Here is a 25,030-nt window from a genome sequence, read left to right as displayed (position 1 = left end):
AAAAATGGAAACTACAGACAAAAAAACAATTAAAGGTGGCGAGTTCTTAATTACTGAAACCACTTACCAGGATGTATTTATTCCTGAAGAATTTGATGAAGAGCAACAAATGATTGCGCAAACTTGCCGAGACTTTTTAGCTACAGAAATTAATCCAATTTTGGATAGGATTGATAGCCAAGAAGAAGGTTTAATGCCATCGTTGATGGATAAAGCTGGTGATCTAGGCATTTTAGGAGTTTCTATTCCTGAAGAATACGGAGGGTTTGGTAAAAACTTTAACACCTCTATGTTGGTAGCTGATGTTTGTGGTGCTGGCCACTCTTTTGCGGTTGCCTTATCTGCACATACAGGAATTGGAACATTACCAATCCTTTATTATGGGAATGAAGCTCAAAAAGCAAAGTATATTCCTAAGCTAGGAACGGGCGAATGGAAAGCCTCTTACTGTTTAACTGAACCAAATTCTGGCTCAGATGCCAACTCAGGTAAAACAAAAGCGAAGTTAACTGAAGATGGAAAACACTATGTCATCAACGGACAAAAGATGTGGATTACCAATGGCGGTTTTGCAGATATTTTTATCGTTTTTGCAAAAATTGATGATGATAAAAATTTAACTGCATTTATTATTGAAAAGGAATTTGGTGGCATTACCATGAACCCAGAAGAGCATAAAATGGGTATTAAAGGTTCATCAACGCGTCAGGTGTTCTTTAATGATTGCCATGTCCCAGTTGAAAATATGCTTTCTGATAGAGAAAATGGTTTTAAAATAGCAGTTAACATTTTAAATATTGGTCGCATAAAATTATCTGCAGCTGCAATTGGTGGCAGTAGAGAAGTCTTAAATCAGGCAATTAATTATGCTAATGAGAGAGTTCAGTTTGATAGACCAATTTCTAAATATGGAGCTATCCGTTTCAAATTGGCAGAAATGGCTACTAAAATTTACGCAGTAGAATCTGCAAATTATAGGGCCGGACAAAACATTGATGATGCTTATGACGAACTAGTTGCAGGAGGAATGGATCAAGGCAAAGCAAAGCTGAAATCAACAGAACAATTTGCAGTAGAGTGTGCTATTTTGAAAGTTTGGGGCTCTGAAGTATTGGATTATGTAACTGATGAAGGTGTTCAGATTTATGGCGGTATGGGTTTTTCAGCCGATGCACCAATGGATAGATCTTATCGTGATGCCCGTATCAATAGAATTTTCGAAGGTACAAATGAAATTAACAGACTTTTAACAGTCGACATGATGTTGAAACGTGCAATGAAAGGTGAGTTAGATTTAATGACACCTGCAACTGCAGTAGCCGCAGAACTAATGTCTATACCTGATTTTGGTGAAGAAGACACGACTTTGTTTGCCGCAGAGAAAAAAATCATTCAAAATTTAAAGAAAGCGACATTAATGGTAGCTGGTGCTGCGGTGCAAAAATTGATGATGAGCTTATCTAAAGAGCAAGAGATTTTAATGAACATCGCAGATATGACAAGTTATGTTTATATAGCTGAATCAGCAATGCTTAGAACAGAAAAATTAGTTTCATTACGCGGGGAAGAAGCTTGCAAAGGCCAAATCGACATGATGAAAATCTATTTTGTTGAAGCAGTTGATGGAGTTCAAAAGGCAGGAAAAGAAGCTTTGTGGGCTTTTGCAGAAGGTGATGAGCAACGCATGATGTTGGTTGGCCTACGTAGATTTACTAAAATGGAACCATTTAATGTGAAACAGGCTCGTCAAAATGTAGCACAGCAGATTGTAGAGGCAAATAAATATTTTTTTTAGGGAGGTTGATAAGGTAAGAACTAGGTTTAGTAATTACTAAACCTAGTTCTTTTTTGCATTTTAACAAGGTCTTTTTAACCTACATATTTTAGCTCACCAATGCTCTTATTTGTTAAAATTGGTTAAAAATTGCGCCATCGGCAATAAAAGCTTATTTTTGTGCAATTATGTTAAAACCCAAAATTTTATTAGGTCTTTTTTTAATCGTTGGGGCTTTCTCTTCATGTAAAAAAGATAGCTATGATGCAGAAAAACAAGCAAAAACAGATGATGCATTAATTGTAGATTTTATTGCAAAAAATAGTATTGTTGCTGTAAAGCATAGTTCAGGATTATATTATCAAATTTTAAATCCAGGATCTGGAAATGAAGTAACAGCTTCAAACACGGTATCTGTTAATTATAGTGGTAAACTTTTAGATGGATATCAATTCGATTCGTCAAGTAACCCTGTTTCTTTTTCTTTATCTGGTAATTTAATTCAAGGTTGGAAAATTGGTGTGCCTTTAATAAAAAAAGGGGGTAAAATAAGATTAATTATTCCATCGGCTTTAGCTTATGGAAATACATCTCCTGGAGCAGGAATTCCAAAAAATGCGGTTTTAGATTTCACAATAGACTTAATCAATGTACAATAATATACAAATGCGTAAAAAAATAACTTTATATACTTTTGCCTTATTAGGCACATTTATGCTATTAAATTCTTGTAAAAAAGAATATGAATTCTATTGAGAGCATTGATGAAGCAAAAATACAGGCTTATATAAAGCAGAATAACTTAACTATGACTAAAGACCCGTCTGGGTTTTATTATCAAATTGTTGAGCAGGGAACAGGAGATGTTATGCTGAACAAAGATTCTGTTTTTTATGATTTCAATATTAAATCATTGAGTGGAGTAGAATATCAGAAAAAAAGTACCATTAGTAACTTTGGAAATTATTTGGGCTACATCACACCCTCACCTTATAGAATTGCACTAACAAATTTAAAAAGAGGAGGTTCTGTTAAAGTCATTTTTCCATCTTATTTGGCTTTCGGAAAAAATGGGAGTGGGAATATTCCTTCAAACGAAGTTCTTATTTCGGAAATATCAACTTATACCCAAAAAACACAATGGGAATTAGATGATGTTAAAATAAAGGCATTTCTAAGTGCTAAAGGAATTACAGCTATTAAAGATCCATCAAGAGTTTATTATCAAGTTTTGACACCAGGCACTGGAACTGACGTAATAGATCAAAACTCTACCTTAGTAGTGAAGTATACAGGCAGAACCTTAGATGGAACTGTTTTTGATTCTAATAATTCATACACAACAACTTTAACTGGTGTAATAGCTGGTTGGGGGAAAGTTCTTCCATTATTTAAAAGTGGAGCAAAAATTAGATTATTTATTCCTTCAGATTTAGGGTATGGAGTTGCTGGAAATGGAACTGCTATTCCTGGTAATTCAATTTTAGATTTCGATATAGAAATTGTTAGTGTAACTAACTAATCATTATTTAAATAATATTTAAAGCCATCAATGCATATTCTTGATGGCTTTTTTATGTCAAAGCTTTTTTGAAGGCTTTTAGTACCCTATCTCTAGCAAATACATGATCTACAATTGGAACGGGGGAAATAGCCAACTTATATTCAGGTGCCCATTCATATACGTATTCCATTTTAGGATCAAATTTTTGAAGTTGAAGGGTTGGGTTGAAAACCCTAAAATAAGGTGAAGCATCATTGCCAGAACCACAAGCCCACTGCCATCCACCCACATTACTAGCCTGTTCATAATCTAATAATTTCTCAGCAAAATAGGCTTCTCCCCAACGCCAGTCTATTAGCAGATGTTTGCATAAAAAACTAGCTACAATCATGCGTACTCGATTATGCATAAAACCAGTTTCATTTAATTGTCGCATGCCAGCATCCACTATCGGATAACCAGTTTTACCTTCACACCATGCGTTAAATTCATCTTCGTTATTGCGCCATTGGATATTGTTATAGGCAGGTTTAAATGCACTATCTACTATGTAGGGGAAATGCCATAAAATCATCATGTAAAATTCTCTCCATGCTAATTCAGAAAGCCATTTATCTGCTTTATGAGCTTGCGCCTTACGTACTACAGTTCTAATACTAACTGTACCAAAACGCAAATGTAAGCCTAAATGCGTTGTTGCATCCTTAGCAGGATAATCACGCAGTGTATCATAAGCGTCCAGTTTCTCTTCAAAATGAAGTGTTGGAAATGTCTTTTCAGATTTCTCAAAACCTAAATCTTCTAAAGTAGGAAATGGAAGATCTTTTACCTGTAAAAAATTTTCAAAATACCTTTCCGTAGGATAGGAGCTAATGTAAAAATCATTTAACTTTTTTAACCATTGATTATAATAAGGCGTAAAGACAGTATAAGGTTTACTATCGGCTTTAATTACTTCTGCTTTTTCAAAAATAACCTGATCTTTATAGGTGTAAAATGGAATTGCTTCGCTACTGAGATACTCTGAAAAACTATCATCTCGTTTAATCGCATAAGGCTCGTAATCATGGTTGGCATATACCTCTTTTACATTATATTCAGCTAAAATCTGAGCCCAAGCTTTTTCTGGGGTTTCATGTTTTACTAAAATAGTTGAATTTTTTTCTAACAATTCTTTTTTTAGCTTGCTTATACTTTGATGGATAAAAGTAACACGTGCATCTTTTTTATCTGCTAGTTTTAGGAGAATATTTTTGTCAAAAATGAATAGTAGTAATACTGGATATTTGCTCTTTAATGCGTGATATAAAGCAGCATTATCTTTTAATCGCAGATCCCTACGTAACCAGCAGATGGAAACTTCTTTTTTCATTTTTTGTTTTTAGTAATGGGGAAGTAATGAGAAACATCTATTAACTATAAATCGAATCTAGAGCATCACTAAGATAGTTGTATTTAAATTTATAGCCTGTATCTAATAGTTTTTGCACTATTGTATTACTACTCATTAAAGGCAAAATACTCATTTCACCAAGAATTGCTTTTAATGCAAATTTAGGTACATGAACTGGCCAAAATGGTCGATTTAACTTTTGAGCAATAGTTTTGGTAAACAATTCATTGGTAACTGGAAAAGGTGCACAAGCATTATATGCTCCAACCATTTGAATGTCTTCTACAGCTTTTGTAAATATATTTATAATATCATTTAAATGTATCCACGGCATCCATTGTTTACCATTACCTAAAGGTGTGCCAACGAAAAATTTAATTGGTTTTTCCATTACTTGTAAAGCACCGCCATCTTTGCTTAAAATTAAGCCTATTCTAATTTTAACTACTCTAATTCCCAACTCTACACCTTGGGTTGCAGCATTTTCCCATTGTACACAACATTTGGAAAGGAAATCAGTACCGCTATCACTATTTTCAGTTAAAACTTCGTCACCTCTATCTCCATAGAACCCCACAGCAGAAGCTGAAATAAACGTGGTAACTGGCGCTTTTGTTTCTTTTATAGTTTTGTATAAAAGTTGCGCAGACATTACTCGACTATCAATAATTTCTTGCTTACGCTTATCTGTCCATTTTTTATCGGCAATGCCTTCTCCAGCTAAATTTATGACGGTGTCAATTCCTTTAAGCGCATTTTTATCTATCGTTTGATTGTAAACATCCCACAAGAAAACATGCACATCTTTTATGTTAGTTTGTTGTCTGGATAAAATAGAGACTGTGTGACCTTGTTCCTGCAAAGCAGGAATGAGTTGTTTTCCAATTAAGCCACTAGCACCAGTAATAAGAATATTTTTTGACATAGTTAACAAACCGTTGAATTAGCTTTTGGTTTGACAATATAGTAATTCAGCCGTAAGAAAAATCGTTCAAATTAATTTAAACCTATTATTAATGCAGAGTTAATGTGTTAAATTCTCCCACATTCCTCCCAGTATGCTCCTGCATTTCTCCTGCAAAATGCCGTTTGAGAAGAACAAACCTAGGGTAAACCTCGAACAACACTAGGAGAACTTAACTTTTATACTGACATGTTCAGACATATTAAGACAATTCAGGACATTAAATTTATTAAAGAGAAAATTTCAAGAATATGTTATCAGTATGTAAAAAATATAATGTTTAAACGGGTAATTGCGACAAATTGTGCAAATTGCAAACCAATATAAAAGGCTACGGATATGAGCAAGAAGATTTTAGTTTGGTTTAGGAATGATTTGCGCTTGCATGATAACGAAATGCTGGTAGAAGCCATTGCCAAATCTGATGAAATTTTACCTGTTTATTGTTTCGATCCACGTCAATTTGAGTTAACACGTTATCACAGTATTAAAACTGGAGCAACTCGAGCTCAATTCTTATTAGAAAGTGTAGCGGCATTACGCCAATCATTTCAACAACTCGGTGGTGATATTTTGATCTTAAAGGGAAAACCTGAAGATTTTTTACCCGAATTAGTGAGCCAATATGAAATTGCTGAGGTTTACCATCATAGAGAAGTGGCAAGCGAGGAGACCGCAGTTTCTACCCAAGTAGAAGATTTATTATGGAAACAGAAAGTAAATCTGAAACATTTTATTGGGCACACATTGTATAACAAAGAAGATTTACCTTTTCCAATAAAAGATATACCCGATGTATTTACTCAGTTTAAAAAGAAAACTGAACGTGACGCTATAGTTAAACCTTGTTTTTTAACCCCTGATAAAATCAACTTTGTCACTATTGAAGATTGGGGCGTTTTACCTGAATTAAATGAGCTTGTAGTACATGAAGATTTAGATAATTCAATTCAAAATATTGATTTTAAAGGCGGAGAACAACAAGCTTTGGAGCATTTGCATGATTTTCTACATACTGGAGAAGATATGGCTTTAGCAAATGCATCGCTAAAAAAGAATGAAATTGTTTCTAGGCTATCTCCATGGCTTGCTTTAGGCTGTTTGTCCCCTCGTGAAGTATATTGGAAAATGAAGGAAGCGGAAGCTAATTACGGATTGAAACCTTATTTTAATCAGATTGTTCTTGGTCTTTTATGGCGTGACTATTACCGTTTTATGTTTAAAAAGCATGGTAATACTTTCTTTAAACCAGAAGGTTTTGCGATAGATGCAAAAGTAATTACATTGTCTGATAGCAATTTATTGGATTCTTGGAAAACAGGAACTACAGGCCATCCATTGGTGGATGCGATAATGCATGAACTCAATGCGACAGGGTACATTAACAACGCATCACGACAATTAGTAGCGACCTATTTAGTTTACGAGTTAAACGTAAATTGGGTAATGGGCGCAGCTTATTTAGAAGAAAAACTAATCGATTATTGTCCAGCGAGTAATTGGGGCAATTGGGCAACTGTTGCTGGTGTTGGTAATGATCAACGTTTAACGAATAGTTTCGACTTCGAAAAACAGCTTAAAATTGTAGATCCAAAAGGGGTTTATGCGCAAAGTGTAAGAGCTTAATCTGTTTTTTGTCAACTTCATGAGCGAATAAAATGGGTAGCTTATATTACGCGTTCAAAAAAACCGTTTTTTATTTGATTTAATTGTTAAGATTGTTGCCATTTCTTGTGGTAAAATCCTAATTTTGCAATACTTATCGTAAAAATACACTAATGGATAACTTATCTTATCTCAATGGCGCCAATGCCGAATATATCGAGTCCTTATATCAAAGCTATAAAGAAGACAGAAATTCGGTAGAATTTGGATGGCAGAAATTTTTTGAAGGCTTTGATTTTGGAAGGGGCTCTGATGCTACTCATGTAAGTAATGAAGCTCCAGAGCATTTTTTGAAAGAAATTAATGTTTTAAATTTAATTAATGGATACCGTCAACGTGGACACTTGTTTACCAAAACAAATCCCGTAAGAGAAAGACGTAAACATTCACCAACACTTGCTATAGAAAACTTTGGTTTAGCACAAACCGATTTAAATACCGTATTTAATTCTGCAGTGGAAACAGGTATTGGTGCGCCTGCTAAATTAAGTGATATTGTTGCTTTCTTAGAGCAAACGTATTGCGTTTCTATCGGTGCTGAATATCTATATGTACGTGATCCAGAAATCTTGAAATGGATTCAAACCAAGATGGAAAACGAACGCAATACGCCTAAGTTTTCTATTGATGAGAAAAAACGCATCCTTACAAAATTAAATGAAGCAGTTAGCTTTGAGAACTTTTTGGGCACCAAATTTTTGGGACAAAAACGTTTCTCATTAGAAGGTGCTGAAGCATTAATACCTGCATTGGATTCTGTGATTGAAAAAGGTGCAGAACTAGGTATCGAAGAGTTTGTAATTGGAATGGCACATCGTGGCCGTTTAAACGTGCTGGCAAATATTATGCAAAAAACCTATAAGGATATTTTTGCAGAGTTTGAAGGCAAAGGTTATAGCGCAGAATCTCCGTTTGGTGGTGACGTGAAGTATCACTTAGGTTATTCTACAGATGTAACTACGATAAATAGTGGTAAAAGTGTTCACTTGAGTTTATGTCCAAATCCATCACACTTAGAAACGGTAAATGGTGTGGTAGAGGGAATGTCTCGTTCGAAAATCGACTTCAAATATGCTGGCGATAATAGCCGCTTAGCACCTATTTTAATACATGGTGATGCTTCTGTAGCTGGTCAGGGTATTGTTTACGAAGTGATTCAAATGGCTGGTTTAGAAGGTTACAAAACAGGTGGAACTATTCACTTGGTCATTAACAATCAAATCGGTTTCACTACAAATTATAAAGATGCTCGCTCTAGTACTTATTGTACAGATATAGCTAAAGTTACTTTATCACCAGTTTTCCATGTAAATGGAGATGATGTAGAAGCTTTAGTTTACGCTATTAATTTAGCGATGGAGTATCGTCAGAAATATAAAAATGATGTGTTTATTGATATTTTATGCTACCGCAGATTTGGTCACAACGAAGCGGATGAGCCGAAATTCACTCAACCATTATTATACAAAGCGATAGAAAAACACGCAAATCCGCGTGATATTTATATCGATAAATTAACTAAAACAGGAGAGTTAGAAGCTGGTTTAGCAAAAGAAATGGAGAAACAATTTAAAGGCCTTTTACAAGAGCGTTTAAATGAAGCTAAAGAAATTACGTCAACATATCATGATGTTAAATTTGGTGGAGCATGGGCAGATATGCGTATCGCAACAGCAAAAGATTTCGAAGTATCTCCAAACACAGCAGTTAAGAAAGCAACTTTATTAGAGGTTGCTAAACGGATTTCTACTTTACCTAAAGATAAAAAGTTCTTCAAAAAGATTGAAAAATTATTTGATGAACGTAATAAAATGGCAACATCCACTCATGTATTTGACTGGGCAATGGGTGAGCAATTAGCTTACGGTACTTTATTGGCCGAGGGTAAAAGAGTTCGTTTAAGTGGACAAGACGTGAAGAGGGGAACATTTTCTCATCGCCATGCGGTATTAACTTTAGAAGATAGCGAAGAAGAATATACTCCATTAGAACATGTTTCTGACCAACAAGCCGCTTTTGATATTTACAACTCGCATTTATCTGAGTATGGTGTTTTAGGTTTCGAATATGGTTATGCAATGGCAAATCCTAATGCGTTAACGATTTGGGAAGCACAATTTGGAGATTTCTTTAATGGTGCCCAAATTGTGGTTGACCAATACGTCGCAAGTGCTGAAACGAAATGGCAAAGAGAAAATGGATTGGTAATGTTATTGCCACATGGATATGAAGGGCAAGGACCTGAGCATTCATCTGCAAGGATTGAGCGTTTTATGGAACTTTGTGCAGATTACAATATGCAAGTAACAAATTGCACTACACCAGCAAACTTCTTCCATGCTATACGTCGTCAGTTTAAACGTGATTTCCGTAAACCATTGGTTGTATTTACACCGAAAAGTTTATTACGTCATCCGCTTTGCGTTAGCCCGTTAGCTGATTTTACAGATGGTAAATTTAAAGAAGTTATAGATGATGAAAATGTAAAACCTGCGGATGTTAAACGTGTGGTATTTTGTAGTGGTAAAATCTATTATGAAATGCTAGAAACGCAAAAAGCAAATACGAAAGGTGATGTTGCATTGGTTCGTGTTGAGCAATTGTATCCAACTCCTGTGGATCAAATGGAAGCTGTTTACAAACGTTATAAGAACGCTACTGATGCAGTTTGGGTGCAAGAAGAACCAGAAAATATGGGCGCTTGGCCTTATCTGTTACGTCGATTGAGAAAAACTTCATTAAGCCAAATGGATGTAATTTCTAGAAGAGAAAGTAGCAGTACAGCAACTGGATATATGAAACAGCACACGAATCAACAAGCTTACATTGTTTCAACAGCTTTTGATGTTCCAGTAACCGAAAAAGTAAAAGAAACTGTTGCAAAAGCGACTAAAAAATTAGTAAACATAGATTAGACAATAGTCCATGGACCTAGTCTGTAGACCATTACCTGCATAAAAAAACAGATATTTAAATATTATGGGTTTAGAAATAAAAGTTCCGCCAGTTGGCGAATCGATTACAGAAGTAGTTTTATCACGTTGGGTTAAAAACGACGGAGATTTTGTTGAAATGGACGAAATCATTGCTGAATTAGAATCTGACAAAGCTACGTTTGAGCTAACAGCTGAGAAGGCAGGAACTTTAAAAATTGTAGCAGCCGAAGGCGATACTTTGTCTATTGGAGCGGTAGTTTGTTCTATTGAAGAAGGTGGTGCAGCAGCTCCTGCTAAAGAAACGCCAAAAACTGATGCAGCTCCAGCGGTTGCTGATAAAGTAGCAGCTCCAGTTGCAGAAAAAGCTGGTGATAGCTATGCTTCAGGAACTCCATCTCCTGCGGCTGGAAAAATTTTAGCTGAAAAGGGTATTGATGCAGGTTCAGTAAAAGGTACTGGTGTTGATGGCAGAATTACTAAGGAAGATGCTTTAAAATCAGAAAACCCGAAAGCTACTAGTTCGAAGACAGAAAGTCCAAAAGCTACAGCAGCTCCAGTTGTTGCAGGTGCTAGAAATGAGCGCAGAGAAAAAATGTCGCCATTGCGTAAAACTGTGGCTAAACGTTTAGTAACTGTAAAAAATGAAACCGCCATGTTAACCACTTTTAATGAGGTGAACATGAAACCAATTATGGATTTAAGAGCTAAGTATAAAGATCAGTTTAAGGAGAAATTTGGCGTTGGTTTAGGCTTTATGAGTTTCTTTACAAAAGCGGTTTGTGAAGCAGCTAAAGATTTTCCAGCGGTAAATGCTCGTATTGAGGGAGAAGAAGTAGTTTACAATGATTTTGTAGATGTATCTATTGCGGTTTCTGCTCCAAAGGGATTAGTAGTTCCAATTATTAGAAATGCTGAGAGCATGAGTTTAGCTCAGATTGAAAAAACGGTAATTGAGTTGGCAACTAAAGCAAGAGATAGTAAATTGACAATTGATGAAATGACTGGCGGAACATTTACCATCACCAACGGTGGGGTATTTGGCTCGATGATGTCTACCCCAATTATTAATGCACCACAATCGGCTATTTTAGGAATGCACAATATTATTGAGCGTCCAATTGCGGAGAACAAAGAAGTTGTTATACGTCCTATGATGTATGTAGCTTTATCTTACGATCATAGAATTATTGATGGGCGTGAGTTTGTAGGTTTCTTGGTAAGAGTTAAGCAATTACTTGAAGATCCCGCTAGGTTATTATTAGGCGTATAATTTAAAATATACATTTAGCCCTAATGTTTTGCATTAGGGCTTTTTTTTGATAAATTTTATAGACTAATGTTAAGTCTATAGGTAATAAATGATATTCATTTTATGAAGAAAATACTATTAAGCTTACTGTTTTTTTGGAGTATTGGAACTATTTCGGCACAAACTAATATTCAAAATTCTGGTTGGTTGGCTTTATTTAATAGTACTAAGTTTAACAACAAATGGGGGATTGCTTTTGATATCCAGATTCGTAGTTCTGACAACTGGGAGTATGTTAGAAATGTATTGATTAGACCCGGCATAACTTATTACATCAATGATAAAAATAATATTACGGCTGGTTATTTATATACCACAACCGATACCCGATTAATAGGAACTTCTAATACTGTTTTAACAGAAAATAGAATTTGGGAACAATATATTTTTACACATAAATTAAAATCAAGTTTTGTAAGTCATAGGGCAAGATTGGAACAGCGTTTTATTGAACAAACCAATGGCAATGAAATTTTCGCTCAACGTTTTCGCTACTTTGTTAGATTACTACAGCCTTTACAAGGTAAGGTAGAAAGTTTTAGCAAAGGCGCTTTTATCGCCTTGCAAAACGAAGTATTCTTGAATGTTCAGCATAAAGAGTTGTTGAATAATAGCTTATTTGATCAAAATAGATTATACCTAGCCGCTGGTTATCGTTTTTCGAAACAAATGGATTTGGAGGTAGGATATTTAAATCAGTATAGTAATGGAGTAACAAGGAATACTTCAAATCGTGTTGTACAATTAGCATTATATACACGCTTTTAACAAGTTAAAGTTTTTTTGCAATAAAAAAAGCTCTCCGATTTGAAGTCAGAGAGCTTAGCTTTTATGTGTGTTAAAAGCGTTTATATTTTTCGCACTCTACCTGAACCTATTACTGTTTGATCTACACTTGGATTACCGCTGTAGTTTACGCTACCAGAGCCGCTAATTACAGCGTTAATTTTATCATTAGCATATACATTTACAGAGCCAGATCCGCTAATTGTTGTAGAAAGTGTACCTACTGAAAATCCACTTTTAGCTAATGAGCCAGAACCGCTAAGTGTAATATTTGCTCTTCCCGCTTTCCCAGAAATATTTAAATTTCCTGAACCGCTAATTACACCATTAAAATTATCTACATCTACATTAGCCGAAATACTACCAGATCCACTTAAAGTTGCTGAGAAGCCAGCACCTTTAGTAGATCCTACTAAGCTCATTTTACCCGAACCACTCATGGTTAGGCTTTTAATAACTTTTGCACTAACATAGGCTGTAATTTTTTTGTTCTCGTATTTGTGGCTCCAGCTTGTCCAACTATTTTGAGGTCTGATTATTAAAACGTTGCCTTTTACCTCTGTAATTAAAGTTGAAATCGCATCTGCATCGCCTTCAAATCTTAAACCTTCTGTGTTGCCTAAAGTAACGACTACATTTATTGGCCCGCCTGCAGCAACACCGTTAAAGTTTTTTACTTCTCTATCTTGTTTTGAAAACCTAGATAAGCCAATAACGATTGGATAGTTTGCCAAAACAGGTTGTAGGCTCATCGTAGCTAGTACCAAGATGAAGCTTAATGTGATAAATATTTTTTTCATGTTTACGTGGTTTTTGTTAATAGACGCTTATTGCTGCTTAAACGTTGCATCTTATTTAAAAATTCATTCTCCTTTCTTTGTATTTACATAAAAATTAGGCTCAGTCTTAAAGTTATCCATAGTTACCGATGCATCAATTTTACTTGTTTTCCAATCGTTAGTTGGCTTAATCAATGTATATTCATCTGCTTTTAGCGAAACTTTAACTGGCATATCAAAACCTTTTACATCCGTTATCCAACGATAAGATAAGATTCCGTTATCAATTTTATACTCTAAAACTGGGATTTTTGAATGGCGTAAATACTGATCAAATACTTTATCCAATTTTAAACCGCTCTGCTTAGCAATGTAATTTTCTACTTCTGCAGATGTTACTGTTTTATGGTAATAAACTTTGTTTATACCTCTTAAAATTCCTCTAAATTTCTCGTCGTTATTTATTAACTGACGAATAGTATGGATTAGATTTGCTCCTTTTGGATACATATCTCCACTACCTTCTTTGTTTACATTGTATGCGCCGATAATAGGCTCTCTATTGCCAATGCCTTTTCTAATGCCGATTACATATGCTTCTCCAGCTTTTTTTCCTTGTGTTGATTCAGTAAATAAAGTTTCCGAATAATTTGTAAAACCTTCATGTAACCACATGTCTGCTAAATCTTTGCTCGTTATATTATTGCCGAACCATTCATGTCCGCTTTCATGTACAGTAATGAAATCCCATTTTAAGCCTAATCCTGTTCCAGATAAATCTCTGCCTAAATAGCCTTTTTTAAATTGGTTACCATAGGCAACTGCACTTTGGTGTTCCATACCCAAATGTGGTGCTTGTACTAATTTATAACCATCCTTATACCAAGGATATGGACCAAACCAGTATTCAAATGATTTTAGCATTGGTTTTACATCTGCATCCCAATGCGGGCGAGCTACTGCACTATCTTCTTTTAACGACCAAAAATCTAATGTTAGTGGTCCATTTTCTCCGGCGTAAGTATCTGTCCAATGTGCATATTTGCCAATTTGAAACGATACATCATAATTATTAATTGGATTTGCTACAAACCAATTGTGTTGTTTATAACCATCCGGTTTATTTACTACGCTACGTAAACGACCATTAGATACTTCGTCTAAATCTTTCGGTGCAGAAATGCTGATCAGCATACTATCTACTTCATCACTTTGATGATCTTTTGTTGGCCACCATACACTAGCGCCTAAACCTTGACAGGCTACCGAAACGAAAGGATTACCACCTTTATCTTTTTTGAAAATAAAACCGCCATCCCATGGTGGGTTACGTGCAATTGGCGGATTACCATTGTACCATACTGTGAAACTATCTTTGCTACCTTTTTTTATGGTTTTTGGGAAGGTGATATATACTGCATTGAACTCACGAGTATAGGGCAATTCAGCTCCTTTATATACTACCTTCTCTATTTTTAGGTTAGCAAATAAATCGAATTGTAGTTTTGTAAAATCCTGCGTAGCCGTAAAAGCAAATTCATTACTGCCACTTAGCGATTTATCATCTAAATTGATTTTTACATCTAGGTGGTAGTAATTAATATCATAACAGGTACGTAAAGGAGTAAGCATTCCTCTTAAAGTATCTGCTCTGGTAAAAGTTTCTTTAGCTACCCCAAGCTGAGCTTTGGCACCAAAGCCTACGAGCAGTAAGACTAAGATTGTGAAAATTTTTGTTTTCATCAGTTTATAAATTAGTTATGGTTTTAAAACATTCACAGTAATAAATGAACTGTTATGAGTGTCGTGGTAAATTTTATGTGTTGCTTTTTGAAAATCTTTAGGTTCTGCCTGATATATATCCATAAACTTTTGAGGATTTCTATCTGCCAATGGGAACCATGAGTTTTGAATTTGAATCATAATGCGATGCCCTTTTTTAAAAGTGTGGGCAACATCTGGCAAAGGATAATTCACTTTTGTAATTGCACCAGGCACAAATGGTTCGGGTTTTTCGAAGCTATTGCGGTATTTTCCTCTCATGATTTCTCCTCGAACTAACATTTCATAACCACCCATAATTAAGTTTTTAGGATTTGGAGTTGGGTTCGGTGCATCTTCTGGGTATACATCAATTAGTTTTACTACATAATCGGCGTCAGTACCTGTGGTAGAAACTACTAAGTTTGCCAAGACTGGTCCTGTTAAGGTAATATCTTCTGTTAAAACATCAGTTTGATAAGTTTTAACATCAGGTCTGCGGGCTGCAAAACGTTGGTCATCTATCATATATTCACGAGTACGTCTAGCTTGAACTCCATCTTGGTACGGAACTGGATTTGCAGGATCACTCACATATTCATCCCAGCTATCTGTTCTGCCAACTTTTTCAAATGCTAACTTCCCATTAGGTTGTAAATACAAATTTTTGCTTTCTGTATCAGCAGGCGGCCAGCTATTAAATTTCTTCCATTGATTACTACCAGTTACAAAGATATTAGCTTCGGCAGGATTAAAATTGCCTTCTCCTTTTAAGAAATATTTAAAGAAAGGTAGTTCAAAGTTTTCTTGGTAATAGGTACTAGTTGGCTGTCCGAATTCGATATCACCAAAGCTATTTCCAGTGCTGCGTACCCAACCTCCATGAAACCAAGGGCCAGCTACTAATATGTTATTTGCAGTAGGATTTTGTTTTTCAATTGCTTTATATGTAGCGAAAGTTCCATATGCATCTTCTGCATCAAAAAAACCGCCCACAACCATAACTGCAGGTTTTATATTGGTTAAATGAGGTAATATTAATCTAGCTTTCCAAAACGTATCTAAATTAGAATGTTTAAATAAATCGTTCCAAAATTTGATACTATCTGCAAAGTATTTGTCTTTAAGATTTTTAACTGAACCTGCTTCTAAATAAAAACGATAATTATCTTGTATTGGAAACTTAAAACCTTTCGGACCTTTATCTGGTGTAATAGGTTTAGGACGAGGAACGCCAAAAGTAGTCATGAAGCTAAAAGCATCCATTAAAAATAAGGTGCCACGGTGGTGGAAATCATCTCCCATAAACCAATCGGTAACGGGTGCTTGTGGCGAAACCGCTTTTAAGGCAGGGTGCGCATTAGGTAATGAGGTTGTAGAATAAAAACCTGGATAAGAAATACCAGAAATACCAACTTTCCCATTGTTATTTTGTACGTTTTTAACTAGCCAATCTATTGTATCGTAGGTGTCCGTGCTTTCATCTATTGCTTTGTTTCCTTTACTGGTAGTTTGAGGTCTAACGTCTTCAAAATTTCCCTCGCTCATCCATTTTCCACGCACATCTTGGTAAACGAAAATAAATCCTTCTCTCATCATGCCTGGAAAGTTACCTAAGCTAGTTTTGTATTTGTCTTCACCATAAGGCGCAACTGTATATGGAGTACGATTAAGTAGCATGGGATATTTTTTACTCTGATCTTTTGGCATATAAATCGAGGTAAATAATTTCACTCCATCTCGCATCTGTATTTGTCGTTCTATTTTAGTGTAGTGACTTTTTACATAAGCCGAGTCTGTTTCTTGTGCAGAAACTGAGTAAGAAAATGAAACGATAACTAGAAATAAGAATAGTTTTAAATTGGTCATATCGGTAAGAATAGGTTACAAAGTATAAATATATTAAACAATTTATCAGGATTTAAAGATTAAAGGATTTTCAAGAAGATGCATCAAAAACTTTACAACTTTACAACCTTCCAACATTCAACCTTCCAACATTGAAACCTATTGCTTAACTTTGTTGCACAAAAAAATCTTTGAATATGCAATACGATGTAGTTGTTATTGGCTCGGGTCCGGGCGGTTATGTAGGTGCCATCCGTTGTGCACAATTAGGCTTAAAAACAGCCGTAGTAGAAAAATATAAAACCTATGGTGGTACCTGCTTAAATGTGGGCTGCATTCCATCAAAGGCATTATTAGATTCTTCAGAGCACTTTCATAATGCGGCACACACCTTTACAACCCATGGTATTAATTTAAAAGATTTAAAAGTTGACATGAAACAAATGATTGCCCGTAAGGACGATGTTGTTTCACAAAACACTGCTGGTATTACCTATCTTTTTAAGAAAAATAAAATTGATGCCTTTGAAGGCGTAGGTTCCTTTGTAGATAAAAACACCATTCTGGTTACTAAAGCAGATGGAACGACAGAAACACTTTCTGCTAAAAATGTAATTATTGCAACGGGTTCTAAACCTACCGCACTGCCATTTTTACCAATCGATAAAAAACGCATCATCACCTCTACTGAAGCTTTAAACATTAAAGAAGTGCCTAAAACCATGGTGGTAATTGGTGGTGGTGTAATTGGTCTAGAATTAGGTTCTGTATATGCCCGCTTAGGCACAAAAGTTTCTGTAATCGAGTTCATGCCATCAATTATTGCTACAATGGATGCAGGCTTAGGCAAAGAATTACAACGTGTGTTAAAGAAATCTTTAGGCATGGAATTTTTTATGGGTCATAAAGTAACTGGTGCAACAACTAAAGGTAAATCCGTTACTGTAACTGCTGATAACGCTAAAGGTGAACCTGTTAAATTTGAAGCTGATTATTGCATCGTTGCAGTAGGCAGAACAGCATATAGTGAAGGTTTAGGCTTAGATAAAATCGGAATTACAGTAGAAGAGAGAGGAAAGAAAATTCCTGTAAATGCACATTTAGAAACTACAGTTCCAGGTGTTTATGCTATAGGCGATGTAATTACAGGTGCTATGTTGGCGCATAAAGCCGAAGATGAAGGTATATATGTTGCTGAAACCATTGCTGGACAAAGACCTCATATCAATTATAATTTAATTCCAGGTGTGGTTTACACTTGGCCAGAAGTTGCATCAGTTGGTCAGACTGAAGAGCAATTGAAAGCTACTGGCATAAAATACAAAGCTGGTTCTTTCCCTTTTAAAGCCAGCGGAAGAGCAAAAGCTAGTATGGATACAGATGGTTTCGTAAAAGTTTTGGCAGATGAAGCGACAGATGAAATTTTAGGTGTACACATGATTGGTCCACGTGCTGCCGATATGATTGCAGAAGCAGTAGTTGCTATGGAATTCCGTGCATCTGCAGAAGATATTGCAAGAATTTGCCATGCACACCCAACTTATACAGAAGCATTAAAAGAAGCGGCAATGGCTGCAACAGAAAATAGAGCAATACATATTTAAGAAGTCGGAATAACTAATTTAGCCGCAGATGCAAAGATTAAACAATAATAATCTGCCCATCTGCGGCTTTTTTATTTACATCATGCCGCCACCCCTCTCCTTCGAAGAGGAAAGCCAGTGGTTGTGGAAAGCTATTTATCTAAATGATAAAAACTCCTTTCTATTCCCAATAGATTTAAAGAACTTTACACTTCTAAAGAATTCTACTTTTTTCTAGAAACTATGTCCCAAACTATTGAAGCTTCAGTTTTACAAAATCCTTTTCAAAACCATCCCTATAGTAAGAAAAGAGTAAGACTTGCGGTTTCTTTATTTTACTTCGGACAAGGAGTTTGTTTTGCTTCTTGGGCGAGCAGAATTCCAGATTTAAAATCAACTATGCATCTTTCCGATGCGCAATTAGGGAGCATTTTGCTAGCTTTACCTTTAGGTCAATTAGTAACCATGCCTATTTCTGGTAGATTAACCACCATTTTTGGGAGCAGAAGAATGTTAACGATCGCTACACCTTTGTATGCCTTTGCTTTAACTATTTTAGCTTTGGCAACTGCCGGATGGCAATTAGCATTATTTTTATTTCTATTTGGCGTTGCTGGGAACTTATGTAATATCGCCCTAAACACCCAAGGTGTTGCAGGAGAGGCCTATTATGGTAAACCTATTATGACTTCTTTTCATGGAGCATGGAGTATAGGCGGATTTACTGGTGCGTTAGTAGGCTTATTTATGGTCAATTTACACCTTAATCCATATATCCATTTTTGTATAATTGCTGTATTAGCTTGGATACATATATTCATTAATTACCGATATTTATTAGGTTGGCAAAAACCTAAAGAAACCGAAAAAACAAAACTATTTACGAAACCTCAAGGTGTGCTCGTTCAATTGGGAATTATAGGTTTTTGTAGCATGGCAACAGAAGGAGCCATGTTCGATTGGAGTGGTGTCTATTTTAAAGAAATTGTAAAGGCTCCACATGCTTTGGTAATTCTCGGTTACACTTCTTTTATGATTATGATGGCAACTGGTCGCTTTTTAGGCGATAAAGTAATTGCCCGCTATGGCAGGAAAAAAATGATACAAACTAGTGGTGTCATTATTTCAACAGGGATGTTTATTTCTGTCATTTTTCCTTTTATTATCCCTGCAACATTCGGTTTTATGTTGGTAGGTATTGGCGTATCTGGCATTGTGCCTATGGTATACAGTATAGCAGGAAGCAACACAAAAGTCTCCCCGGGTATTGCATTGGCTATGGTTTCAGGGGTTAGTTATTTTGGATTTTTAATGGGACCTCCCTTAATAGGCTATATATCAGCACTATCCAACTTACGCTATTCTTATGCAGTAATTGGTTGTTTTGGTTTGTTAATTTCTATACTAGTAGCCAAAATTAGTGCAATAAAGTAATAGTTCACTAAAGAAAGCATTTCAGTGTAAGCTACCCGCTTTCGTTAAACTATTTGTTTCTCTATTTACCTATATTAGTTGCTAAAGTCATTGATAATCAATAAATTGTATTTAATTATGTAATTAATTGCTGTTTTGCTTAATAAAAATTAGCAATTAAACAAATGCGTTTAGTTGATTAGTTGAAAATCTTTTGAGTTTGCATCATGACAAATGATCTAGAAATTTTTAAGAAAAAACTGGGCAAACAAATAGCAAAATTGAGAGAAGATAAAGGTTTAACTCAATCTCAGTTATCTGCCCTTATCAACAAAGATTTTCAAAGTATCAGTAGAATAGAAAATGGCCGAGTAAATGCCTCGGGATATATATTGAAAGAGATTGCAGATGCATTAGCTGTTGATATGAATAGGTTATTTGATTTTTAATAGTCACTAATCAGAATTTGTAAACCTAAATTGTTTTTGAATTGCTAATTTATGATGCTGGTTAATATTTGCAGTTAACAGTTCTAAATTAAACTCGTGGTTCGTACCACAATTTAGCATATGAAAATATACAGATGGTTTTAAGCTTTCAAAATACTCAATTAAATTACTGCTCCATAATAACTGACAATTTCCCTCTATTCGTTTTACAATTTCGGCAATACCAGGTTTAACTACAATATTCCTTACATGATTCGATTCTAGATTTCCTTGTGGGAACATTAAAAATATATTTCCAGGAACATCTAATATTGAAGCAGCATAATCCAAGCTTTCCCCCACTGTAATAGTGCCTGGAGCAATAGAAAAGCAGCCCAAACGTGTTAACCATTTATGTTGTGCCAATTGTTTTTCTAGTACCATAATATAAAATCCTTTTAGGTTAGGCTCTTGTTTATAGATAGATTTCAAGCATAAATAGCCTGCCCAAAATCCATCCCAAAAACTAAAATGATTACACATTAATATGTACGAATGATTTTTTAAAACTTCGACCTCATTAATTTTCATTTTATTAAATCGCCAACTAAAAAGCCAAGATAAAAATTGACCAACAAGTAGTAGATATTTAACTCGAATAGGATTTGCCTTAATTATCATACATTAACTCATAAATTTTAGCTGGCAAATTTTTATTCACCATATCATGATCTTCATCTAGCGTTATTTTACTTGCAAAATTCAATTTTGAGATCATTTTATCAGCTAAATGCTGTGGATACATTTTATCTCTTTGTCCAAAAAGGAAAAAGCATTTTACATTATGCTTATTTAACGATGTTATTAAATCTATCTGTTTTACTTGTAAATGGCGTAAAAAAGTAACGTTAGCATAAAATGCAAATCTTAGCTCTTCTGTTGCCATTTCCTTACTTAAAATGCCATGACTTTTTAAATCAATAACTCCTAATTTTTTACAAACACTTAATGCGATGTGAATTCCTTTTTTACTTAAAAACAGCTTTCTGAAGGTTAAATTTGCTACCCCATTTTTAGAAAACAGTTGTAAAATTGGTAAAATCTTTAAAAAAGAAGGAGCTAAAATAAAAAGCTGATCAATTCTTTTAGCTTCTTTTTCGGCCAACACAGTTGCATAATGCGATCCTAACGAATAACCAATAACACAAAACCTATCAATTCCTTCATGTGTACAAAATGAGTTGATTAACTCGCAAAATTCAATTTTTGAAATCCCTCTTTTTACCTGTTGTATTGATTGATCATGCAATGAGGTTTCTTTATGGAAAAAAAGATCAAAACCATAAAATGTGTACTCGCTCCCTAATTTTTCTTTTAAAATGGAGAATTGCTTTCCATGCATTCCATATCCATGAAAACATAACATGGTTTTAGGTCCATTTCCAAAACGATAATAGTGTAAATTAACCAATGAATGGTTAAAAAAATGAGATGTCATGGAGAGCGTTGAACGTTATTTTTTTAAATGTACATAAAAAAATAAAATGCAGAATATTGTCAAATTAAAATCAGTTGTTCTTAAATACTAATTGCCAATGCTTGCAGTTTTGTTATTGATATCGTAATGACTTACCTTTGTACCACATTTAAAAACAATAAATTATGTCATCAGTAGAGACAACTTACATTCCTTACAAAGTTAAGGACATTTCACTGGCAGAATGGGGCCGTAAAGAAATCGGATTAGCCGAAGCAGAAATGCCGGGCTTAATGAGTTTACGTAAAGAATTCGGACCATCAAAACCTTTAGCAGGTGCACGTATTGCTGGCTGCTTACACATGACCATTCAAACTGCAGTTTTAATTGAAACTTTAGTGGAATTAGGCGCAGAAGTTACGTGGTCATCTTGCAACATTTTCTCAACACAAGATCATGCTGCCGCTGCAATTGCTGCTGCAGGTATTCAGGTTTATGCTTGGAAAGGCTTAAACGAAGCTGATTTCGATTGGTGCATTGAGCAAACTTTACATTTCGGTCCAGAACGTCAACCATTAAATATGATTTTGGATGATGGTGGCGATTTAACTAATATGGTTTTCGATAGATATCCAGAATTAATTGCTGCAATTAAAGGCTTATCTGAAGAAACTACAACGGGTGTTCATCGTTTATATGAAAGAATGAAAAACGGAACATTGCACTTACCAGCAATTAACGTAAACGATTCAGTAACTAAATCTAAATTCGATAACAAATACGGATGTCGTGAATCATTAGTTGATGCAATACGTCGTGCAACTGACGTAATGATGGCTGGTAAAGTAGCTGTAGTTTGCGGTTATGGTGATGTAGGTAAAGGTTCTGCCGAATCTTTAAGTTCTCAAGGTGTACGTGTTATTGTTACTGAAATTGACCCGAATTTGCGCTTTACAAGCCGCAATGGAAGGTTATGAAGTGAAGAAACTAGCTACTGCAATTAAAGAAGCTGATATCGTGGTAACTACAACTGGTAACTGTGATATCGTTCGCGAACAACATTTTAGAGCATTAAAAGATAAAGCTATCGTTTGTAACATTGGTCACTTTGATAACGAAATCGATATGGCTTGGTTAAATGCTAATTATGGCGATACTAAAGTTGAAATTAAACCTCAGGTTGATAAATATACAATAGACGGTAAAGATGTAATTATCTTAGCTGAAGGTCGTTTGGTTAACTTAGGATGCGCAACTGGTCACCCAAGTTTCGTAATGAGTAACTCATTTACTAACCAAACTTTAGCTCAATTAGAATTGTGGACTAATCCAGGTAAATACGAAAACAAAGTGTATGTGTTGCCTAAACACCTAGACGAAAAAGTTGCTCGTTTACACTTAGAAAAAATTGGTGTAGAATTAGACGTTTTAGATCAACATCAAGCAGATTATATCGGTGTTCCAGTTGAAGGTCCTTTCAAACCAGAAACTTACAGATACTAATCTCAGTTTGAGATATAAAAAAAGAGATATGCAATTTGCATATCTCTTTTTTTATGCTAGCCTTTTAAGGTTTAGTAAAACTAGGTCAGTAGTGCTTTGCTCAATTTCGCCTTGCGTTCCGCTTTACTTCGTGCCACTCCAATCAAGTTTAATTTATAAAACCAAATTTTTATTTGTTCATTCATCTCCTATAAATAGCAAATAAACTAAGGCCTCTACTTACAAGCAATCGGTTTAAAAATAAACCTAGCCCTTTCGTAATTGATTGGAACAGTTTTCAAAAAAAAACCTGAACCCCATAAAGTGTAAATCTCTCCTATCCCCATAGTTAAATTATCCCCCTGCTTTAATAAAGCAATTGGGTTTTTGTACCATTTATCTACCTCATTTAATTTAAAAGAATAATTACCCTTTAAGGTATCGCCCGCAAATACCGCCTTAATAAGTCCTACATAGCGATTTTTATTACTGTAATTAAAAACCATTTCACCCAATATTCTTTTCTTATCCGATGTATCTAATTTTAACCAGGCTGTATCTGTTTTGTCTATGGCCATATAACAAACGCTATACTTTTCGTCAATTTTTGTTTTAACAGCTCGTTGCTCCTTACAACTAGATAAAGCTATCATGCTGGCCAGTATTAATAAGGTTAAAAGGAATTTATTCATCAATTTATAGTTTGTTTACACCATGATGCCGAAATAACTGAGATTACATAAATAGAATTCATTATTTTCATCTTATTTTACAAAAAATTGAGCATCAAAACTCCTAAAACACTTAGCTTTGGTTAAAAGAAATTGCAATGAAAAAATTAATAGGAACTTTAATCATCGCTATCATCAGCTTTGCTTCTTATGCACAAAAGCCTGCTAAATCACTTAAGATTGTTAACCAAACAGTAGAAATTGCTTGTGGTGAATGTCAGTTTAAAATGAAAGGTAAAGATTGTGAGCTAGCCATTAGAATAGATGGTAAATCTTATTTTGTTGATGGAAAAGGCATAGATGATTTTGGCGATGCACACGGCAAACATGGTTTTTGTAATACCATTAGCAAAGCAGAAGTAACTGGTGAAATTGTTGATAACCGTTTTAAAGCTACAACGATAAAATTATTGACAGAAAAGAAAAAGGGCTAATCGATATTTAGGTTTCAGCTTAATCCTTATCTTTGCTGCATGACAAAACTATCCGTCAATATTAATAAAATAGCTACTTTAAGAAACAGTCGTGGTGGTAATAATCCCGATTTAGTTAAGGTAGCGTTAGATTGTGAGCATTTTGGTGCACAAGGAATTACGGTGCATCCAAGACCAGACGAACGCCATATTCGCTATCAAGATACATTTGACTTAAAAGCAGTAATTGCAACTGAATTTAACATAGAAGGTAATTGCCGTGAGCAAAAATTTATTGATTTAGTTTTAGCTAACAAACCTGCACAAGTAACCTTGGTACCTGATGTTTTAGGTCAAATTACATCAAACCATGGTTGGGATACCATAAAAGAGCAAGCCTACTTAAAAGAAATGGTTTCGCTTTTTCAAGATGCAGGTATTCGTGTTTCTATTTTTGTAGATCCAGTTATCGAGATGGTTGAAGGTGCTTTTGCAACTGGAACAGACAGAATTGAATTATATACTGAAGCTTACGCAAGCGAATATCCTTTAAATAAGGAAAAAGCAATTGCTCCTTACATCGCTGCGGCAAAAAAAGCAAATGAATTAGGTTTAGGCATTAATGCCGGTCACGATTTAGATTTACACAATCTCCAGTATTTCGCACAAAATATTCCCAATTTACTAGAAGTTTCTATTGGCCATGCCTTAATTAGCGATGCACTATATTTAGGTCTGGAAAACACAATTCAACTTTATTTAAAACAATTAGCTTAATAAGCTT

At 35.0% G+C, this 25,030-nt stretch carries 20 protein-coding genes and 1 pseudogene; 13 read left to right on the top strand and 8 right to left on the bottom strand.

What is annotated here, in order from left to right:
• The first annotated feature begins 4 nt into the window (after positions 1 to 4).
• The 3 genes from ACHMWN_RS02245 to ACHMWN_RS02235 all read left to right on the top strand — a co-directional run bounded on the left by ACHMWN_RS02245 (position 5) and on the right by ACHMWN_RS02235 (position 3,296).
• Positions 5 to 1,795: an acyl-CoA dehydrogenase family protein gene (locus ACHMWN_RS02245; RefSeq protein WP_397297396.1), complete on the top strand. Its 1,791-nt coding sequence runs from the start codon at positions 5 to 7 to the stop codon at positions 1,793 to 1,795.
• 167 nt (positions 1,796 to 1,962) lie between these two features.
• On the top strand, positions 1,963 to 2,433 hold the full coding sequence (locus ACHMWN_RS02240) for an FKBP-type peptidyl-prolyl cis-trans isomerase (protein WP_397297395.1): 471 nt from the start codon (positions 1,963 to 1,965) through the stop codon (positions 2,431 to 2,433).
• A gap of 83 nt (positions 2,434 to 2,516) precedes the next feature.
• On the top strand, positions 2,517 to 3,296 hold the full coding sequence (locus ACHMWN_RS02235) for an FKBP-type peptidyl-prolyl cis-trans isomerase (protein ID WP_397297394.1): 780 nt from the start codon (positions 2,517 to 2,519) through the stop codon (positions 3,294 to 3,296).
• A gap of 52 nt (positions 3,297 to 3,348) precedes the next feature.
• Here ACHMWN_RS02235 and ACHMWN_RS02230 read toward each other — a convergent pair whose 3' ends face one another.
• Positions 3,349 to 4,650: a cryptochrome/photolyase family protein gene (locus ACHMWN_RS02230; protein ID WP_397297392.1), complete on the bottom strand. Its 1,302-nt coding sequence runs from the start codon at positions 4,648 to 4,650 to the stop codon at positions 3,349 to 3,351.
• Positions 4,651 to 4,690: 40 nt separating this feature from the next.
• Positions 4,691 to 5,596, bottom strand: a complete 906-nt coding sequence (locus tag ACHMWN_RS02225) for a TIGR01777 family oxidoreductase (protein ID WP_397297391.1) — start codon at positions 5,594 to 5,596, stop codon at positions 4,691 to 4,693.
• A gap of 378 nt (positions 5,597 to 5,974) precedes the next feature.
• Between ACHMWN_RS02225 and ACHMWN_RS02220 the strand changes: the two genes are divergently transcribed.
• The 4 genes from ACHMWN_RS02220 to ACHMWN_RS02205 all read left to right on the top strand — a co-directional run bounded on the left by ACHMWN_RS02220 (position 5,975) and on the right by ACHMWN_RS02205 (position 12,313).
• Positions 5,975 to 7,261 (top strand): DASH family cryptochrome, encoded by a 1,287-nt coding sequence (locus ACHMWN_RS02220; protein WP_397297390.1) that lies wholly within the window; start codon positions 5,975 to 5,977, stop codon positions 7,259 to 7,261.
• Between the two features lie 152 nt (positions 7,262 to 7,413).
• Positions 7,414 to 10,215 (top strand): 2-oxoglutarate dehydrogenase E1 component, encoded by a 2,802-nt coding sequence (locus ACHMWN_RS02215; RefSeq protein WP_397297389.1) that lies wholly within the window; start codon positions 7,414 to 7,416, stop codon positions 10,213 to 10,215.
• A 64-nt stretch (positions 10,216 to 10,279) separates the two neighbouring features.
• Entirely contained in the window at positions 10,280 to 11,506 is a 1,227-nt protein-coding gene (gene odhB, locus ACHMWN_RS02210) for a 2-oxoglutarate dehydrogenase complex dihydrolipoyllysine-residue succinyltransferase (protein WP_397297388.1), read from the top strand.
• 102 nt (positions 11,507 to 11,608) lie between these two features.
• On the top strand, positions 11,609 to 12,313 hold the full coding sequence (locus tag ACHMWN_RS02205) for a DUF2490 domain-containing protein (RefSeq protein ID WP_397297386.1): 705 nt from the start codon (positions 11,609 to 11,611) through the stop codon (positions 12,311 to 12,313).
• An 80-nt stretch (positions 12,314 to 12,393) separates the two neighbouring features.
• On the opposite strand, the gene ACHMWN_RS02200 is transcribed toward ACHMWN_RS02205, so the two are convergent.
• The 3 genes from ACHMWN_RS02200 to ACHMWN_RS02190 form a co-directional block, all read right to left on the bottom strand.
• The gene (locus tag ACHMWN_RS02200) at positions 12,394 to 13,131 is read right to left on the bottom strand and encodes a head GIN domain-containing protein (RefSeq protein ID WP_397297385.1); all 738 of its coding nucleotides are present in this window, start codon (positions 13,129 to 13,131) and stop codon (positions 12,394 to 12,396) included.
• 63 nt (positions 13,132 to 13,194) lie between these two features.
• Positions 13,195 to 14,853, bottom strand: coding sequence for a M1 family metallopeptidase (locus tag ACHMWN_RS02195; protein ID WP_397297383.1), 1,659 nt, complete (start codon positions 14,851 to 14,853; stop codon positions 13,195 to 13,197).
• Between the two features lie 15 nt (positions 14,854 to 14,868).
• The gene (locus tag ACHMWN_RS02190; RefSeq protein ID WP_397297382.1) at positions 14,869 to 16,740 is read right to left on the bottom strand and encodes a CocE/NonD family hydrolase; all 1,872 of its coding nucleotides are present in this window, start codon (positions 16,738 to 16,740) and stop codon (positions 14,869 to 14,871) included.
• 176 nt (positions 16,741 to 16,916) lie between these two features.
• Here ACHMWN_RS02190 and lpdA point away from each other — a divergent pair, with 176 nt between their 5' ends.
• From lpdA to ACHMWN_RS02175, 3 genes are all read left to right on the top strand, one after another.
• A complete protein-coding gene (gene lpdA / locus ACHMWN_RS02185) occupies positions 16,917 to 18,323 on the top strand; it encodes a dihydrolipoyl dehydrogenase (protein WP_397297380.1) in 1,407 nt (468 codons plus the stop codon).
• A 222-nt stretch (positions 18,324 to 18,545) separates the two neighbouring features.
• The gene (locus tag ACHMWN_RS02180) at positions 18,546 to 19,736 is read left to right on the top strand and encodes an MFS transporter (protein WP_397297378.1); all 1,191 of its coding nucleotides are present in this window, start codon (positions 18,546 to 18,548) and stop codon (positions 19,734 to 19,736) included.
• Between the two features lie 206 nt (positions 19,737 to 19,942).
• The gene (locus ACHMWN_RS02175; RefSeq protein WP_397297377.1) at positions 19,943 to 20,164 is read left to right on the top strand and encodes a helix-turn-helix domain-containing protein; all 222 of its coding nucleotides are present in this window, start codon (positions 19,943 to 19,945) and stop codon (positions 20,162 to 20,164) included.
• A gap of 6 nt (positions 20,165 to 20,170) precedes the next feature.
• Here the strand turns inward: ACHMWN_RS02175 and ACHMWN_RS02170 are convergent, their stop codons facing one another.
• Both ACHMWN_RS02170 and ACHMWN_RS02165 read right to left on the bottom strand, forming a co-directional pair.
• Positions 20,171 to 20,734, bottom strand: a complete 564-nt coding sequence (locus ACHMWN_RS02170) for a glycerol acyltransferase (RefSeq protein ID WP_397297375.1) — start codon at positions 20,732 to 20,734, stop codon at positions 20,171 to 20,173.
• A 79-nt stretch (positions 20,735 to 20,813) separates the two neighbouring features.
• A complete protein-coding gene (locus ACHMWN_RS02165; RefSeq protein ID WP_397297374.1) occupies positions 20,814 to 21,641 on the bottom strand; it encodes an alpha/beta hydrolase in 828 nt (275 codons plus the stop codon).
• Between the two features lie 164 nt (positions 21,642 to 21,805).
• Here ACHMWN_RS02165 and ahcY point away from each other — a divergent pair.
• Positions 21,806 to 23,123 (top strand): annotated as a pseudogene (gene ahcY, locus ACHMWN_RS02160) (adenosylhomocysteinase).
• Between the two features lie 215 nt (positions 23,124 to 23,338).
• Here the strand turns inward: ahcY and ACHMWN_RS02155 are convergent.
• Positions 23,339 to 23,794 (bottom strand): hypothetical protein, encoded by a 456-nt coding sequence (locus tag ACHMWN_RS02155; RefSeq protein WP_397297372.1) that lies wholly within the window; start codon positions 23,792 to 23,794, stop codon positions 23,339 to 23,341.
• Between the two features lie 137 nt (positions 23,795 to 23,931).
• Here ACHMWN_RS02155 and ACHMWN_RS02150 point away from each other — a divergent pair, with 137 nt between their 5' ends.
• On the top strand, positions 23,932 to 24,267 hold the full coding sequence (locus tag ACHMWN_RS02150; protein ID WP_397297371.1) for a DUF6370 family protein: 336 nt from the start codon (positions 23,932 to 23,934) through the stop codon (positions 24,265 to 24,267).
• 39 nt (positions 24,268 to 24,306) lie between these two features.
• Positions 24,307 to 25,023, top strand: a complete 717-nt coding sequence (locus tag ACHMWN_RS02145; protein WP_397297370.1) for a pyridoxine 5'-phosphate synthase — start codon at positions 24,307 to 24,309, stop codon at positions 25,021 to 25,023.
• The last annotated feature ends 7 nt before the right edge of the window (positions 25,024 to 25,030 follow it).

It is taken from the genome of Pedobacter sp. UC225_61 (assembly GCF_044452285.1).
In the GTDB taxonomy this organism is placed as follows: Bacteria; Bacteroidota; Bacteroidia; order Sphingobacteriales; family Sphingobacteriaceae; genus Pedobacter.
The sequence above is the reverse complement of the archived record's forward strand: the minus strand, read 5'-3'. Positions and strand labels throughout refer to the sequence as shown.